The following is a 16,010-nucleotide window of genomic DNA, read 5'->3' as shown; positions in this document are numbered from 1 at the left end:
TAATCTAAAGGGGAAATGGTAATGAATAAGTTCAAATTATTATTAAGTATGCTTATGGTATTGCTATTTGTATTAGGTGGTTGTTCAAGTGCGTCAGGGAAACAAGAGGATGATTTAAAAAAGATCACGATTGCTGAACCATTACATTTAATAGGTTATCTTCCATTGTATTTAGCGATAAATGAAGGCTATTTTGAAGAAGAAGGCTTAGATGTTGAAGCAGTAACGTCCACTGGTGGTGCGCACGTAACCACTGTTGTTAGTGGAGAAGCATGGGGGAATATTGGGGGACCTGAGTCCAATCAAATGGCAAACGAAGATAGTCCAGACCCGATTTTATCAGTCGTCAATGTTGTTAATCGTGCCAATGTTTATATTATGGCAGATACGGAACAGAAGTTAGAAGACGATAGCCCTGAAGCATTAAAAGCATTTTTTGAAGGTAAAACCATTGCTGCGGGAAGATATGGTGGTAGTCCAAATTTATTAACACGTTATCTATTAATGGACCTGGGGCTTGATCCGGAGAAAGATGTAACGTTAGAAGAACCTGCTGACGGTTCTGCTGTCGTATCTCTAGTAGAAAACGGAAAAGCAGATATGGCAGTCGGGGCTGAGCCGCAAATCAATGGTGGCATTGAAAAAGGTGTATGGGGAGAACCCTTCTATAAATTTCCTACTTTAGGAGATTACCCTTACTCGGTTATTAGCGTAAGACAATCAAGTATTGATGATGATCCGGAGACTGTTCAAGGCTTTGTAAATGCAATCATTAAAGGCCTAGAAGCTGTTAACGAGGATAAAGAGTTGGCTATGAAGGTATTAAAAGAAGAGTTTCCAACTTCATCGGATGAGGATTTACAAGCAGCACTAGATCGTGCTTATGCCGATCAACTTTGGAGTTTAGATGGGTTTATTTCTGAAGAAGGCTTAGCGAAAACGATGGATGTAGTAAACAAGACGGGTGTTTACACCGATGGGTATGAATATGACGGATTAGTAGATATGCAATTTGTTGAAGGTGCTGGAGAATAACAATAGATCTGCGGATCGTGCAAGAACTGAAGTGAGATGAGTATGGGTGGATATCCATTTTCGCCCATACTCCAAAAATTAAGGAGAGGTGTTAAAAAAATGAAATTATTTAACAGAATAGACCCAACCCAAACAGCATTAATTGTAGTAGATGTTCAGAACGACTTTTGTCATCCAGACGGAAGCCTAGCTAAGCAAGGTGCGAACATTGGCATGGTAGATGACATAATCAGCCCCTTGAACCAATTGATCAAACAGGCTAGAGAAGTAGGGGCAACTGTTATTTTCATTCAAACGATTCATGAAAATAGTACAGATTCGGCAACTTGGATGAGAAGGTTTAAGGAGCGAAGTGATACGGGAGTCTGTCGAAAGGATACGTGGGGCGCGGATTTCTATGAAGTGAACCCAGAGAATGATATTGTCGTGATTAAACATCGTTATAGTGCTTTTATTAACACGAGATTAGATTCAGTTTTACGGACAAAAAATATAAAGACACTATTAATGACGGGTGTTAGTACCAATGTTTGTGTGGAATCTACGGCACGCGATGGTTTTATGTTAGATTATGATGTCTTAATGCTTTCTGATTGCTGTGCAGCGTACTCTGAAGAAGCGCACAACATGACGTTAAAAAATATTGATGATTTTTTCGGAACAACAACTGTATCAACGGACGTGTTGAGTGAGTGGTCTGGTGATCGGAAGGTCGCTTCAACCTTGTAGATGTAAAAGTGGGTGATTGTCATGAAAAAATCTAGTTCTAACCAAGCTATTCTTGTTAAACCGAGAATGTTAACAGATCAAAAGGTTCCATCCATTCTTATCCTTCTGTCTGTGTGTCCTGGTGCTTTCTTATCTCACTTTTCAGCAGGTCTTGTAAATATTGCTTTACCAGAGTTGTCCTTGTCCTTTCAAGCGTCCTTAAGTGTGACGCAGTGGATTGTTACTGGCTATCTACTGGCCGTGATGCTAGGGTTACCTATAATGGGGAAGCTCAGTGATATTTATGGAAGAAAACGGATACATAATGCTGGATATTTGGTGTTTGGAATTGGTGCGCTACTTTCCGCATTATCGTATTCGTTAGGCTTTTTATTAGCTGCGAGGATCATTCAAGGGATTGGTGCTGCCATGCTTCAAGCTGCAAATATGGCAATTATCACTGCGTCTTTTTCTGATGAAAGCAGAGGTAAGGCGCTCGGTATTGTTGGCACTGCAGTTGGATTGGGTGCTTTACTTGGTCCGTCAACAGGTGGCGTTTTGATTAATTTGTTCTCCTGGCATGTATTATTTTGGATCCAAGTGCCGATTATTATCTTGGTATTCATGATGGCAATCCGTTTTGTACCAAAGGATGAGCCTACAGGAAATACTTCAGTTTTTGATTATTTGGGTGCAGGATTGTTTGGTATTGCGATGACAACCATTATTTTTGTTCTAAATCAAATTGGGGAAGTGGGATTTAGCAAATATCTAATTCCTCTTATGGTAGTTGGACTGGTTAGTCTAGGATTATTCTTCGTTAGGGTTAAAAAAATTAAATACCCGTTTATTCAATTGAAAGTATTATCTCCACCCATTGTCAAAGCGGGAAGTTTAATCATTGTTGTGAGTTATATGGCAACTTTCTCTGCAATGGTAGTAGTGCCTTTCTTTTTAATTGGAATCTTGGATACGACTTCTTCCATGGCTGGGATTTTACTAATGGCATATCCATTATTTTTAGCAATCGTTGGACCGATCAGTGGTTCACTTTCTGATCGATATGGAAGTTATCAAGTTGTTGTTGTTGGTTTATTGATGATGATTTTGAGTTTAATAGGGTTAAGTTTTATGTCATCCTCAACACCAGTTTGGACTGTCGCTACCTTACTTTGTGTACTTGGGTTATCCATGGGTGTTTTGACTTCTCCGAATTATAGCTTGATTATAGGAAATGTATCGTTTCAATATTTAGGAATTATCAGTAGTACGGTTGCTTTGTTGCGTAATCTAGGAATGGCGCTAGGTACAGCGATTGGCGTGACATTCATGAATATGTGGGTGAGTGGTTCCATCACAGACTGGATGATAAGCGGGACCAAAAATCAATTAGACAATGTTCTGTTAGGCTTTCAGAGCTTTTTCTGGCTAGTGGCAAGTTTAACGATCATCGTAATGTTTTATTTGATAGTCTCTAAGGGGGTCAGACCCTGTCGAAAGACAAATCAATAGATTTGTCTTTCGACAGAGGACAGATTAAAACAGTAAATCCCGACGAGGTTTCCTCGTCGGGATTTACTTTAAGCAACAATTATTCAAGATCTAGTTCGTAGATGAAATATTAATTGATTTCTAAATAATCAACAAAAGCATCCCAATTTCCATCATCGGACGTTACAATTAGCTCTATTTCTTGGTTGCCTGTTCCATGGCTAACATTGTCTATTGTATAGACTGCAGGATAGCTACCGCCGTAATAGAATGTACCCTTGTACTGCCCGCCAATCCTTAGATCCACTCTAGCCATGTTGGAATTATTGGAAGCACCTCGAAGTGAGAAACTATGTGTACCGCTTGAAAAATACTGCGTGTACTTTACAGAGTCATTGTTCGCGTAAAGAGCAACTCCGTTAAACGGCGAGCTAATATTCCCAGTGTACTGACCACTTTTCGACATGCTCTCTGCTTGAACTACCGTAGCATTTCCACTTCCACCATCGCCGCCAGAGCCACCACCATCGTTACCACCGCCGCCGGAGCTACCTCCGATCGTTAGGTTGTTACGATATACATCAGCACTTCCGCTGCTTTGATAGCCCTCTACTGTAAGTGCCACTTCATACATATTACCCATTTCCATTCCTAGACTTTCCCACTTTTTGAAATGTTCACTAACTGATATCGTTCCGCTCGTACGTTTAGATCTGCGGACACTCCAATATTGTTGGAAAGTTTGTGTACCTCGGATGGATGGCTGGTTAGTTCTAGTTGTCTCGTATATGTCATAGGTACCGCCGTCAACGTTAATAGTACCCTTTGCTGTTGCACCTGGTGGACGCCAGTTGCCCCAACTTTCGACGATGTAAAATTCAACAAGTGGATCTACTGTCCAACCATAGACAGTTAGATACGAATTACCGTTAGGCTGGTAGTTAGCACCAAAGTCTATCGACATGTTTCCAATTTGTTGGTGTGACTGTGTTTCATCGAACTTCTTGCCTTTACGGAATAATATGTTTCCAACATTACTCCACTCGGCACTGAACGTACCACCACTATTAAGTGTCATACTGCCAGATCCACCAGTATCCTTCCAAAATTCATAGTTATAGCCGCCATGCGTTCCAGTCTCATTACTTGTAACTGCAGCACTTACACTTATTGGTAATACTAGTGCAAGACAAACTAAGATTAATGTGAATAACAGCCATCTACTTTTTTTCAATTGTATTCCTCCATTTTGGATAATTTAGATTTTTTCTTATTTTCAGAACAAAACGGTTTTAAGCAATAACGCTAACAAATGATTGTTAGTCATCTAAAGATGATCGAGAGGGTCTTTTGTTGTATTTTTCTAGACTAGAATTCTAGTAAGACGAAGTAATTATGTATATGGTCATTCTCCACATACATAACATAATGACCCTTTTGTAAGGGGTTTCATTATTTTGTTTATGACTCATGGCCATGAATCACTTTTATCCTAGCTTACAAACAGTAACTCGTCAAAATGGCCTCATAATGCCTGAGGGTACAGTGATATAAATAATTAATACTATAGGAACGACTTTTTTTTCGCATTTATAATCACATTTGACAATATTCCTCCATATTTTAAATGCCAATTTTAATAAAAGTTGATGGACACATTGAGGTTTTATGTTTAAATTACTATTTTTCTTATGAAGAGTTTCAAATTTGACGGAAGGATAAATTAGAAATAGAACTTAAGGTCCTGTTACTTGAGCTCCTGACATATAAATGAGGAACAAACGTACATGTTGTAAGAAAATAATCACATAAAAATAATACAGTGTTTGTAGTAATTTGGAGTGATATGCTATTGTTCCTATTTATGGGGTCAGACCCTGTCGAAAGACAAATCTATCAATTTGTCCTTGTGGAGAGGACAAATTAGATGGGAGGAATTTAAAATGAAAGAAGTAATAATTTCCATTTCACATGAAGAAGAGGATAGATCTGTCGTTTTTCACGTGGCAATATTATGATTTCGATAACTAAATGCTCCATTATTTTGGTTAAATGATTAATTGTTAGCACTATTTCCGTATGATAATATAAGTTTTAAAAAAGAAAACAATGGAGGAAGTATGAAATGAACCACTGATTGAAATGGTGTTATTAAAGGAAGAACAACAAGAAATAATGGAAATAGCGAATCACTCCAATCTGATATACCAAGCTTGAGGTAGAAAATTAAGCACTTAGATAAGCGTGCTGGACGAGAGAACAAAGATACTAAAGGAGGTAATCCCTTTGCCGAGGAAAAAGCGCATATGGTATCCCGGAACCAAGTTTCATATTACTAGTCGTGGAATTAGAAGGATGTCCCTGTTTCATGACGAGGAGGATCGACTGGTCTATTTACAAATATTAAAGGAAACAATGCTATTTTATCCGTTTATTCTCCATACCTATTGCCTCATGACAAACCACATCCATCTTCAAATAGAACCCCTCGATCACCCTACAGGAACAATTATGAGATATCTTCATTCACAGTATGCCACATATTTTAATAAGAAATATGACTACTCTGGCCATGTATTTGAAGGTCGGTATGGATCAGAGCTATTGGATACAGTCGAATATGAATTAGAAGTAAATAAATATATTCATCTAAATCCGATTCGTGCCAATATGGTTCAGGAATTGAGTGAATATAGCTGGAGTAGTTACCACAATTATATAAACTTTGATCCAAATGCATTAGTTACTACGGATCGGATCTTCACATTTTTCCCAGCTCCTAAAGAGGAAAACTATCTTCAATTTTTACATGCTGATGTAAAAGAAGCGTTTAGCTACACAACTTTGAATAGAGGTGAGTTATATAGTGAAGAGCACTTTATTAAATAGATTTGGTCCACTTTTTGTCATGTTATTTCCTACTCCATTGACATCTGTCTTGGAAAAATAAAATTGGTGGAAGTATAAGCCGCAGTTGCAAAAAAACAATGAAACCCCATCCAGTCACTAAGCTATCGGGTTCGGTTGAGAGGGAGAAAACTGTAATTAGAAACGAAAGTAACATCACTTCTAAATACTCAATTATCATGTTGAATAACAAGTTAATTATCAAGGAAAATAGCAGACTAAATCTTTGGTCTGTTTTTTGTTATATTTGGGAATTGCTTTCCGATTAATAATATAATCAGGTGGGAATGTGAAGTGTTGATCTTAAACTGCCAGTAATGTTGAAGATAATTTCCAATTCAATGAAAATCCTATTCAGTGAATTTTAGTATAATAATTAAGAGATACGTGCCCTTCCCCTAATAAGTTACCAACATAGTATAAATTAAAACTTTCTATGAGGTGATCTTATGACTAGTTATAAGCCTTATACCCGAAAAATCCAGAGGCGCTGTCCAATTTATCCTATACAAAAAGTAAAAGTAAAAAAGAAAAAATGTTTTTGTCCACCAGGACCTCCAGGACCACAAGGACCACCAGGACCACAAGGCCCACCAGGACCAGAAGGACCACAAGGACCAGCAGGGACACCAGTTTTAACAGGAGTTGGAACCCCAACATGCGACATCGGTAATACGGAAGATATTTATATTGATCTATCCACTGGGGAAACATTTTTTAAACTAACTCAACCTATCCCACCAATAAATAGATCCATCCCTTCACCAACAGGGAACACACTGATGGTAGGTTCAACTCGAACATTTACCACCATTCAAGCTGCTTTAGCTGCCGCAAACAATGGCGATAGGTTATTACTCGACGCTGAAACATTTATTATTACATCGACCATAAATGTTAATAAATCGGTGACGATTGAGGGGCAAGGAAAAGGAGCAACTACCGTGATTACAACTTCTAACGCGGTAAACGTTATGTTTAATGTGACCGTATCAAATGTTGTTTTTCAAAACATGTCAGCAATCCAAAATTTCCCTTCAATAACATCAACTGAAACCATTATTAGAGTAAATAATTTGTCAGCAACCGGAATATATATCGATAATTGTGAAATTTCAGTATGCGAATTCGGTATAGGACTTATAGCGACCGAGTTCCAAATTACAAATTGCACCTTTAATTACGCACCTCTTGCTGCACCTAACAATAGCTATCGGTACATCATTATTTCGTCTACTTCAGGACAAAGTATTATTGATAACAATACCTTTGTGTCTGATTCAGGTAACACTAGATGTAGTTTCATCATCATCACCAATATAAGTGTTAATTCAGGCACACTTCAAGGAGACTTGGTAATTAGTAATAATATACAAGACAACTCCTCCCCCTTTACTTTGCGACACCTTCTAGTAATGGAGGAATTTTCCGGTACAAATTTTGGGTTATATATTACTAACAATACTACAATTAGTGAAGGAAATGTTCCTGTCTTACTGTTTAATGCAAACCTTAATATTTTTAAATTTATAGCTGTTTATGAAAACACAGTTCAAAACACTGCAGGAAAAGGGATTGTTGGAATTGATTCAAGTTTTATTGGTACAACTAATATTTTCAGTTCCAATAATACAATTGTAGATCAGTCTTTTAGTTCAGGGTGGGCAACTGCAACAAATCCATCTAGTTTTATAGTAGGGTATAATACAGAAGAAATTCCTGTTGCACCTAATCTTCCGTTAAATAGTTGTTATTGGCTTTTGTTGAGTTAATTCAGATAGCTGTTTTTGGATGCTTGGTATGGTATTCATCTTGTGATTAATAAATATAAACATATCCTTTCTTTGTATTAGTTATATAGGGAAGAACATAATATCAAAACCTAAAGGAGATTGGAAAACCAATCTCCTTTTAGTTGTCATTTTTTATTATCGCATATATTTAAAATAGGTTTTAACACCCATTTTAACATAAGTTTTAGCACGCTAATTAACACCGCTTTTAACAACCATGAATAAATTCATTCATTGCTGCTAAAAGCGGTGTTAAAATAGGTGCTAATTTCGGTGTTAAAATAGATATTTAGACTAATAGAATTTGTTATATAAGCAAAACAAAGAGGTGCTAATTAGCACGCTAATTGCACCTCTAAAAGTAATGTTATTTAATGTTTTCTCCGCCTCAACCGAACCCGTTAGTCACTAAGCTGGATGGGGTTTTTAATCATTTAATTTGGATGCTATCAAAGTTTATAGAAGATGGAACGTCTAGAGAACTGTTACTATAATCAAATGTCCTCGTCATACAATATAACGCTAAAAATGTCCGCCACAGGTGGAATATCTATCCAAATGTTTTTCGACAGTGTCTGACCCCAACGAACTTTAATAATATAAGCAAACCTACTATGATTAAAATGGTCTTTTTAATTGGTATATGTGGCAATTTACTACTTATATGAACACGCTCTGAGTTTGGTGCTATATCGATGTCAATCTCTACTTGTTCCTGTCGCTTGATGTCCTGTGCGTACTGAATAATATCAGCTCTTTTGACCTGATACATTCTTTTCTTATATTTTTTTCCTCCAAATAGTCCCTTCTTGGCATCTTCTCTGATCTTTATCTTATACGTATTGCTCTCTTTATCTGTCAACCTAAGTAATTGAGACACTATTTCGCTTGCTTCGGTAATGGTAACATAGCCTGGATCAACGTTATAAAGTCTTGTCTTCAAGCATGTACCCTCCTTAGAAGTCCGAATTAGTTTAATTATTTTATTGCTTACATGATATTCAGGTGGGTATTGTTTTATACCATAATTGAAAAAGTAAAAGGAAATTGCAGGGGAAACGCACCTGTCCTAATCGTTACTAAATGATGCAAACTAACATAGGTTGCTATATGGATCTAGAATTATGGAAAGAGGTGGCTGTTCCTCCGTGCATATTGTTCGTTTGATTGGGAAGATTAACCTTTATATAGGTGTATATGAAGGGGCTATTATTTATGAAGTCTTTATTGTCTGAAATCAATAAATCCATAGGGAAAAATGATGACTTATATAAATGGAGCCAGGACTTTGGCAATATTCAAGTTGTGTTAGTCGGTCTTAGCAGCCTTATTGATTTTCCGAAAACAATTCAATTATTGGAAGGACAAATTCAAACAGTTCGTCATTCGAGTGAAGTAATTGTCCAACAACTTCATAAAATAGGAAAAGTTAAAAGTGAAAAGAAAGAGATCATCGAAGCCATCTTTGAAGGTGAATTAATTATCTTTATTGATGAACTTGGGCTAGTTATTAGTATAGATCCAGTTCCTAAAACGCTCAATCGATCTATTGAAAGTCCATCCAGTGACAATAATATTCAAGGACCATTAAGTGCATTTAATGAAGATTTAAGTACAAACATTGGTCTTCTTCGTAAAGAGTTTAGTTCGGTAGAGCTACAAGTATCATCATACACCTTTGGAAATAGCCAGAAAAAAGGTTTGTCATTATTGTATTGTAAAGACCAGGTGAATAATAAGTTAGTGGAAAACGTTACGAAACAAGTGGAATCTAATTTGGATAAAATGCTTTATACAATACAAGACGTAACAAAGATGTTAGGGCTACCTAAATACAGTCTAATTTCATCATTTAACACAACTGAGTCACCACAGGAAGTCTATAGTAATCTAGTGAAGGGAAGAGTTGTTTTATTTCTTGATCGGCTTCCATATGCACTTATTCTCCCTAGTACACTTTGGGATATGTTCGCAATTCGAAATGATGAAAACTACTCTTTTGTGATTATGATAGCACTAAGGTTATTGAGAGTAATTGGTGCAATAACTGCACTTGTTTTACCAGGTTTATATGTGGCTCTTGTCGCAGTTAATCCTGAAATGTTGCGGATAGAATTAGCGTTGTCTGTAGCTAAAACGCGTGAAGGTGTTCCGTATCCTGCATTTGTAGAAGTGATTTTAATGCTTGTCATTCTTGAATTAATCATAGAGGCTAGTGTAAGACTCCCAAAAAGTATTGGGCCTACAGTTACGATGGTAGGAGGGATTGTTTTGGGTCAAGCAGCTGTAGATGCAAGGTTAGTTAGTAATCTTCTCATCATTATTTTGGCAGCATCAACAATTGCAAGCTCTACTATTGTAGGTTTTCAAAATTCATTTACTATACGAATTTTTAAGTATAACACTCTGGTTTTAGCTTCTATTTTTGGGGTTTTAGGTGTATTCACAGGGTTATTCTTAGTGTGTGCTTACATCGCAAGCAAAACCACTTTAGGCATTCCTTATTTAAGTGTAAAAGGAGAAATGAAAAGTGGATAAAAGTCTGTATGTCGTTTTTATGTATATAGTAAGCCACGCAGGTCTCATCTTGTTTTTGTACCCGGAAAATATAATAGCGAGTACTACCCAGGGGCACTGGGTACCGATCGTAATCGAAGTGTTTGTTCATTTCTTCATCTTAACCGTGTTCTTAAAAGGTCTCAACTATTTCCCTAAACAAAATGACCTCATCACCATTTATACCAGTGCAGGTAAGATTATTGCATTCTTATTTTTGGTGCCTATATTCCTTTACTTTCTAACCTCTAACATCATAACAGTGCGCGGTTATTCTGAGATTATAACCATTGTATTTTTATCTAATACTCCTTTATGGGCAATCATGGTCGTATTACTTGCTATTTCAAGTTATTTGGCTATCAAGGGTGTCGAAGCTATTTTTCGTACAGGAGTACTCATTTTCATCTTACTATTTCCACTAATTATCTTTATATTAGTCATATCTTTTCAAAATGTAGATTGGCACTATGTTTATCCGTTATGGGTGGAGGATTTTTCTTTCTTTTCTCAATCGTCTTATTATAAAAGTTATTTTGCCATAGGGGGAGTATTTTTGTTTCTTGGATTTATCCGTGCCTCTATACCATATAAAAATAAATATGTATTGATTGCTGCTACTGCTGTTATTCCTATTTTCCTCTTATCTGTATATATCCCTATTCTTGTCTTTGGGCAAGCAACCGCTTCGACCTTTTTATATCCTTTTGTATTAGCTGTGGATTCGATCAATTTGACATGGTTCATGTTTGATCGGATGACGATGTTTTTCTTGCTTAGCATTATCATCTTCATCCTGTTGTTTATATCATTAGTATTGTGGATGATTGTAAGGGTACTAAGTAAGTGTATAGCACCTTCTATAAAACCTTTTTATCTTGTTGTAGCTGTATCTCTATTAATCTTTATCATCTGTTTGTTCATTCCTAGTTGGAAAGATGTCGAACAACTTTTTTTGTGGAATACCATTCTAAGATTTTATGTCATACTTGGCGTTCCTATTTCTGTTGTTATTCTTGGAATAAAGTCAAGATTAGAAGGTGATATCAAGTGAACATAAAGAAAAGTAAGATTTATATTTTGCTGGTGATGTTGCTCTTATTGACAAGTGGATGCTGGGATAATCGGGATATTAATCATCGAGTGATGCCAGTAGTGCTAGGAGTTTCAAAGGAAAGTGAGGAGGAATATAAAGCTTATTTACAAGTTCCCATTTTGCAAGAAGATGGAATTAAAACGCAAATTATTACAGGTGTTGGAAAAACAATAAATGAAATTGTAGACAAAACCAGTGCAAATTTAGAAAGTAATGTCGATTTGCTCCATATAAAAGTAATTGTTATCGATCGAGCATTTGCGGAAGAAGGTGTTAAAGATCTTATATCAGGCATTATGAGATCAAGAGAGATACCTTCTAAAGCACTAGTTGCTATTTGCGAAGAGGATATGGATGAATTTTTTAAAAAGATGTCACAAGTTGAGCTTTCTGACGGCACAGCTCTTTTAGACTATTTTGAAAAGAATGCAGGGTGGAATCCGCAAATTGCGTTGACAAGAGTATGGCATGTCTATAGAAGTATTCATTCCTACACAAAAGATGTTGCAATCCCTATTATTCGTTTAGGTGAGAGCACTTTGATAGAGCAAGCGGGTTCAGCTGTCATTAAGAATGGTGCGATGTTGGATGAGATTAACTCAGATGAAACGCTGCTATATAATGCATTCCAAGGTATGAGCGCCCACGGAAAAATAGAAGTTCTCGATGAGGGAAGTGTGTTAATACTAGATAATGGTCTGAACTTTGCAAGTCGGTTAGAAAATGAACTTCCTATACTAACATTAGAACTACAGTTAGAGGTTATGATCTTAGAAGTTAAAGGAGATCCAACAATTGAAAAGATTGAAAAAGAATTAGAAAAGCTACTTAAGCCCCGCTTTGAAAATATGATAACGAAACTTAAAGATAGTGAGGCTGATATTCTGGGGATCGGCCAATTATTTAGAAAAGAAATACCACGAGCACAATTAAAAGATTGGCGATCAAAATACTATCCTAATCTTAAGTTCAATCTAACAGTCGATGTTACGATTCAAAATTCAGGAAACTTGAAGGAACCTGGTGAATAGAGGTAACCTTGCTTTAGATCGGGAGTTATTTAATCATTAAATGATTAAAGTCTTATCAGAAATTGTCTGAGAGATAGACATCATAAATGAAGGAGAGTCGAGTTCAGTGGATCAAAAGAGAAGAACAACAAAGAAAGCTAAGAAGAAGGATAAAATTAAATTCTTCATTTTCCTCCCCTTTCTAATCCTACTAATGGGTAGTGCGGTAGGAGTACTTATGTTGAACGATGACAATCCAACAAAGCTAGTTGGACATATACATTCAGATGCCAATTTTGGAACAAATATCCATCATATTCCGTTGATTAATGGTCCCGGGGATCCCTCATCGATTGACAATCCGGAAAAGGTCATTGATCACATTGTTTCTTTGTCTAAAGAAGGAAGAATAGATATAGCTCCCTTCACTGCAGGAAAAACAATGGTAGACGAGGTGGAAAGTGAGTGGGGCCAACCTCAACATGTAACAGAGGTGGATAATACATTATATGAGGATTTCCCAGAGCGTTTAACAACAATCGGAATTGCGGATAAATTAATAGTAGATTTGCGGTCTTGGGGTTCTAATGTAAAAAAGGTTCATTACAATGACATTATCCAGGAGCTTGGTGAAGCAAATGAAACGAATTATTACCATGACAACGAGCACGACCAGCTTATCCTTCAATATGAAGTATCTTCCAATTATCAATTGAAATGGATTTTACCCAAGCCTACCAATGAATGGAGCAACCCTGCAGTAGATCATATATCCATAGTTAGTAAACAGCTAGATGACAAGGATAATACTGAACAGCCCTCTGATCAACTGACAAAGATGTCGTTAAGTGAAAAGATTGGACAGATGATCATTGCTGGTGTTGAAGGAACTTCCCTACAGCCTAATGATGAAAAGTTAATAAAAAATTACCATGTCGGTGGTTTCATCTTCTATGGGAACAACTTGACAACACATCAACAGACAAAGGAATTAATCCAAGACTTCCAGGAAAAGAATCGTGCAAATCCGCTTCCGCTATTTATGAGTGTTGACCAAGAAGGAGGGAGGATTTCAAGGATTCCAGGTGTAGAAGAAATGCCAACTAACGAGCTGATTGGTAAAAGAAACGACCCTGACTATGCTTATCGTATTGGACAAAAATTAGGTCAACAATTAAATTCTGTTGGTTTTAACCTTGACTATGCGCCAGTGATGGATATTAATAGTAATCCAAATAACCCAGTCATTGGTGATCGGTCATATGGGGATAATGCGAGCGTAGTCAGTCAACTCGGAATTCAAACAATGCTTGGGATACAATCGGAAAATATAATAGCAGTTGTAAAACACTTCCCAGGTCACGGGGATACATCCGTAGATTCTCATATTGAACTTCCTATTGTTGATAAGAGCCTACAAGAGCTAAATAAAATGGAATTAATCCCGTTTAAAGAAGCGATTGATAGTGGGGCTGATGTTGTAATGGTAGCACATATTTTAAATCCTAACCTAGATCCTACGTATCCTGCTTCAATGTCTAAAAAGGTAATTACGGATATTCTTCGAAGCCAGTTAGACTTTAAAGGAGTAGTCATCACGGATGACTTAACGATGGGAGCAGTGATGAATAATTTTGGTATTGGAGATGCGGCGGTGGATGCTATACAAGCAGGGAGTGATATTGTCCTCGTTGCACATGATTATCACAAGGTTGTTCAAGTTATAGAACATATTAAAAAGGCCGTCCAGAACGGTGACATAAAAGAGGACAGAATAGATGAAAGTGTTAGTCGAATCATAGAACTTAAAAACAGACATTTATAGAAAGGGGTCAGACCCTGTCGAAAGACAATATGACAGTTTTGTCTTTCTCTGGTGGACAATTAGGTAGGGGATTACAAAGGGAGACTAACTTGTGTGTTTCTAATCTATTATTTATTGTTATTAGCATTATTTCATTTTGATATGAAGGAGTGCATCAATTTGTCAATTTTCACCTGACATATCTTTAAAAAGAGCTTATTAGAACTACATATAATGTACTAACTCTTATATTGCAAATGGAATCAATAGAAAACTTACTATAAACAAATATCCACTCTATAGACCATACTTATCAAACTGTCCGTCACTCGTGGAAAATCTAACGAAATGTCTTTCGACAGGGTCTGACCCCCCGTTAAAAAGGTTGTTACATCATCTTACATAACTGGAGATAAGTGTGTTTTCTTGTGTTATCTTTTTGATATGGGATCAGGTCTTGTCGATTCGTCTGAGAGGACGATTCGCTAAGAGAAACATAACGGGTATCGATTTTCTGGTTCTCTTTATTTGATGACATGAATAATATAAAAGGGGTTAATGCTGGGAAGTAGAGGGTAAAGATGTCCCTTAACTATAAACCACTGGCTACTGTGAAATTAAACTAAGTGTACAGTTCTCCTAGATATAAAGTGATCCGTAACTACCCAAATACAGCGTTTGTTATAAAAAAACAGAGATTAATAATAGAATGAATTTTCAGAAGAGTGTTGCAATTAAGAAAAAACACGAATATAATGATGAAAAATTAACTAAAGGGGAATTTACTTTGGATCAAAGTGTTAACAGTTTACAGTTAACTTTTAACGGAAAGGTAGTAATTGTTACTGGAGCTGCTCATGGGATTGGGCGTTCTATTTGTAAAGAGTTTGCTATACGTGGGGCGAAGGTGATTGCCACTGATATTCTTGAAGATGCACTAGTCGAGTCAAAACAAAGTGTTGAACAGGCGATAGCAAGCCTGGATTCAGATGGATCAATTGATACATATGTTTGTGATGTGACGAGTTCTGATCAAGTAAATCGCTTCATAAGTAACGTTTTCAATCAATATGGTCGGATCGATGTTTTAGTCAATGTTGCCGGTGGTGTCGTTGGACAAGTAAATCAACCGATTGAAGATGTCACGGACGAACAATGGGAGAAAGTAATTAACGTTAATCTGAAATCGGCGTTTTATATGGTTCGGGCAGTAACACCATATATGAAGAAACATCAATACGGTAGAATTGTTAACATTTCGAGCGGTGCCGGTAGAAGTAGTAGTTTAACAGGCATACAAGCTTACACTAGTGCTAAAGCTGGACAAATTGGTTTTACAAGACAGATGGCAAGAGAGCTAGGACAGTATGGAATTACTGTTAATAATGTTGCACCGGGATTTGTGTTATCTAATCCATCCACTAAAAAGCAGTGGGAGGCTATGTCAAAGGTTGAACAATCAAGATTAGTAGATTCTATTTCTATCAAGCGGCTTGGAACACCAGAAGATATTGCGCATCCCGTATTGTTTTTTGCTTCTGACTTTTCTCGGTATGTGAGTGGTCAAGTAATATCTGCCGACGGTGGCTTACAACTTTTTTAGAGGGGGA

12 protein-coding genes are annotated in these 16,010 nt (G+C 36.8%); 10 read left to right on the top strand and 2 right to left on the bottom strand.

The window, feature by feature from the left end; all coding sequences use genetic code 11:
* Positions 1–21 precede the first annotated feature (21 nt).
* The 3 genes from NYQ66_RS15325 (at position 22) to NYQ66_RS15315 (ending at position 3,255) form a co-directional block, all read left to right on the top strand.
* On the top strand, positions 22–1,035 hold the full coding sequence (locus NYQ66_RS15325; protein WP_259870638.1) for an ABC transporter substrate-binding protein: 1,014 nt from the start codon (positions 22–24) through the stop codon (positions 1,033–1,035).
* 99 nt (positions 1,036–1,134) lie between these two features.
* Positions 1,135–1,764, top strand: coding sequence for a cysteine hydrolase family protein (locus NYQ66_RS15320; protein ID WP_259870637.1), 630 nt, complete (start codon positions 1,135–1,137; stop codon positions 1,762–1,764).
* A gap of 21 nt (positions 1,765–1,785) precedes the next feature.
* Entirely contained in the window at positions 1,786–3,255 is a 1,470-nt protein-coding gene (locus tag NYQ66_RS15315; protein WP_259870636.1) for an MFS transporter, read from the top strand.
* Positions 3,256–3,364: 109 nt separating this feature from the next.
* On the opposite strand, the gene NYQ66_RS15310 is transcribed toward NYQ66_RS15315, so the two are convergent.
* Positions 3,365–4,468 (bottom strand): glycoside hydrolase family 11 protein, encoded by a 1,104-nt coding sequence (locus NYQ66_RS15310; protein ID WP_259870635.1) that lies wholly within the window; start codon positions 4,466–4,468, stop codon positions 3,365–3,367.
* Between the two features lie 1,052 nt (positions 4,469–5,520).
* Here NYQ66_RS15310 and NYQ66_RS15305 point away from each other — a divergent pair.
* The gene (locus NYQ66_RS15305) at positions 5,521–6,123 is read left to right on the top strand and encodes a transposase (protein ID WP_259870634.1); all 603 of its coding nucleotides are present in this window, start codon (positions 5,521–5,523) and stop codon (positions 6,121–6,123) included.
* 467 nt (positions 6,124–6,590) lie between these two features.
* The gene (locus NYQ66_RS15300; protein ID WP_259870633.1) at positions 6,591–7,913 is read left to right on the top strand and encodes a right-handed parallel beta-helix repeat-containing protein; all 1,323 of its coding nucleotides are present in this window, start codon (positions 6,591–6,593) and stop codon (positions 7,911–7,913) included.
* A 571-nt stretch (positions 7,914–8,484) separates the two neighbouring features.
* Here the strand turns inward: NYQ66_RS15300 and NYQ66_RS15295 are convergent.
* Positions 8,485–8,877 (bottom strand): hypothetical protein, encoded by a 393-nt coding sequence (locus NYQ66_RS15295; protein WP_259870632.1) that lies wholly within the window; start codon positions 8,875–8,877, stop codon positions 8,485–8,487.
* A gap of 272 nt (positions 8,878–9,149) precedes the next feature.
* Between NYQ66_RS15295 and NYQ66_RS15290 the strand changes: the two genes are divergently transcribed.
* From NYQ66_RS15290 to NYQ66_RS15270, 5 genes are all read left to right on the top strand, one after another.
* Positions 9,150–10,472, top strand: a complete 1,323-nt coding sequence (locus NYQ66_RS15290) for a spore germination protein (protein ID WP_259870631.1) — start codon at positions 9,150–9,152, stop codon at positions 10,470–10,472.
* Complete coding sequence (locus NYQ66_RS15285; RefSeq protein WP_259870630.1) at positions 10,465–11,544, top strand: spore germination protein; 1,080 nt, start codon at positions 10,465–10,467, stop codon at positions 11,542–11,544. The genes NYQ66_RS15290 and NYQ66_RS15285 overlap by 8 nt, the downstream gene beginning before the upstream one ends.
* Positions 11,541–12,617 (top strand): Ger(x)C family spore germination protein, encoded by a 1,077-nt coding sequence (locus tag NYQ66_RS15280; RefSeq protein WP_259870628.1) that lies wholly within the window; start codon positions 11,541–11,543, stop codon positions 12,615–12,617. Before NYQ66_RS15285 ends, NYQ66_RS15280 begins: the two co-directional genes overlap by 4 nt.
* Positions 12,618–12,723: 106 nt before the next feature.
* Positions 12,724–14,421 carry a beta-N-acetylhexosaminidase gene (gene nagZ, locus NYQ66_RS15275; RefSeq protein WP_259870627.1) on the top strand — a complete coding sequence of 566 codons (1,698 nt, stop codon included), beginning with the start codon at positions 12,724–12,726 and terminating at the stop codon, positions 14,419–14,421.
* Positions 14,422–15,187: 766 nt separating this feature from the next.
* On the top strand, positions 15,188–16,003 hold the full coding sequence (locus NYQ66_RS15270; protein ID WP_259870626.1) for an SDR family NAD(P)-dependent oxidoreductase: 816 nt from the start codon (positions 15,188–15,190) through the stop codon (positions 16,001–16,003).
* The last annotated feature ends 7 nt before the right edge of the window (positions 16,004–16,010 follow it).

This window comes from Aquibacillus koreensis (assembly GCF_025154055.1).
GTDB classification, from domain to species: Bacteria; Bacillota; Bacilli; order Bacillales; family Amphibacillaceae; genus Aquibacillus_C; species Aquibacillus_C koreensis.
The sequence above is the reverse complement of the archived record's forward strand: the minus strand, read 5'-3'. Positions and strand labels throughout refer to the sequence as shown.

Excerpts from the sequence above, each read along its gene's own strand:
- NYQ66_RS15325 (WP_259870638.1), top strand. The coding sequence starts at position 22 with ATGAATAAGTTCAAATTATTATTAAGTATGCTTATGGTATTGCTATTT.
- NYQ66_RS15290 (WP_259870631.1), top strand. The coding sequence starts at position 9,150 with ATGAAGTCTTTATTGTCTGAAATCAATAAATCCATAGGGAAAAATGAT.
- NYQ66_RS15320 (WP_259870637.1), top strand. The coding sequence starts at position 1,135 with ATGAAATTATTTAACAGAATAGACCCAACCCAAACAGCATTAATTGTA.
- NYQ66_RS15315 (WP_259870636.1), top strand. The coding sequence starts at position 1,786 with ATGAAAAAATCTAGTTCTAACCAAGCTATTCTTGTTAAACCGAGAATG.
- NYQ66_RS15300 (WP_259870633.1), top strand. The coding sequence starts at position 6,591 with ATGACTAGTTATAAGCCTTATACCCGAAAAATCCAGAGGCGCTGTCCA.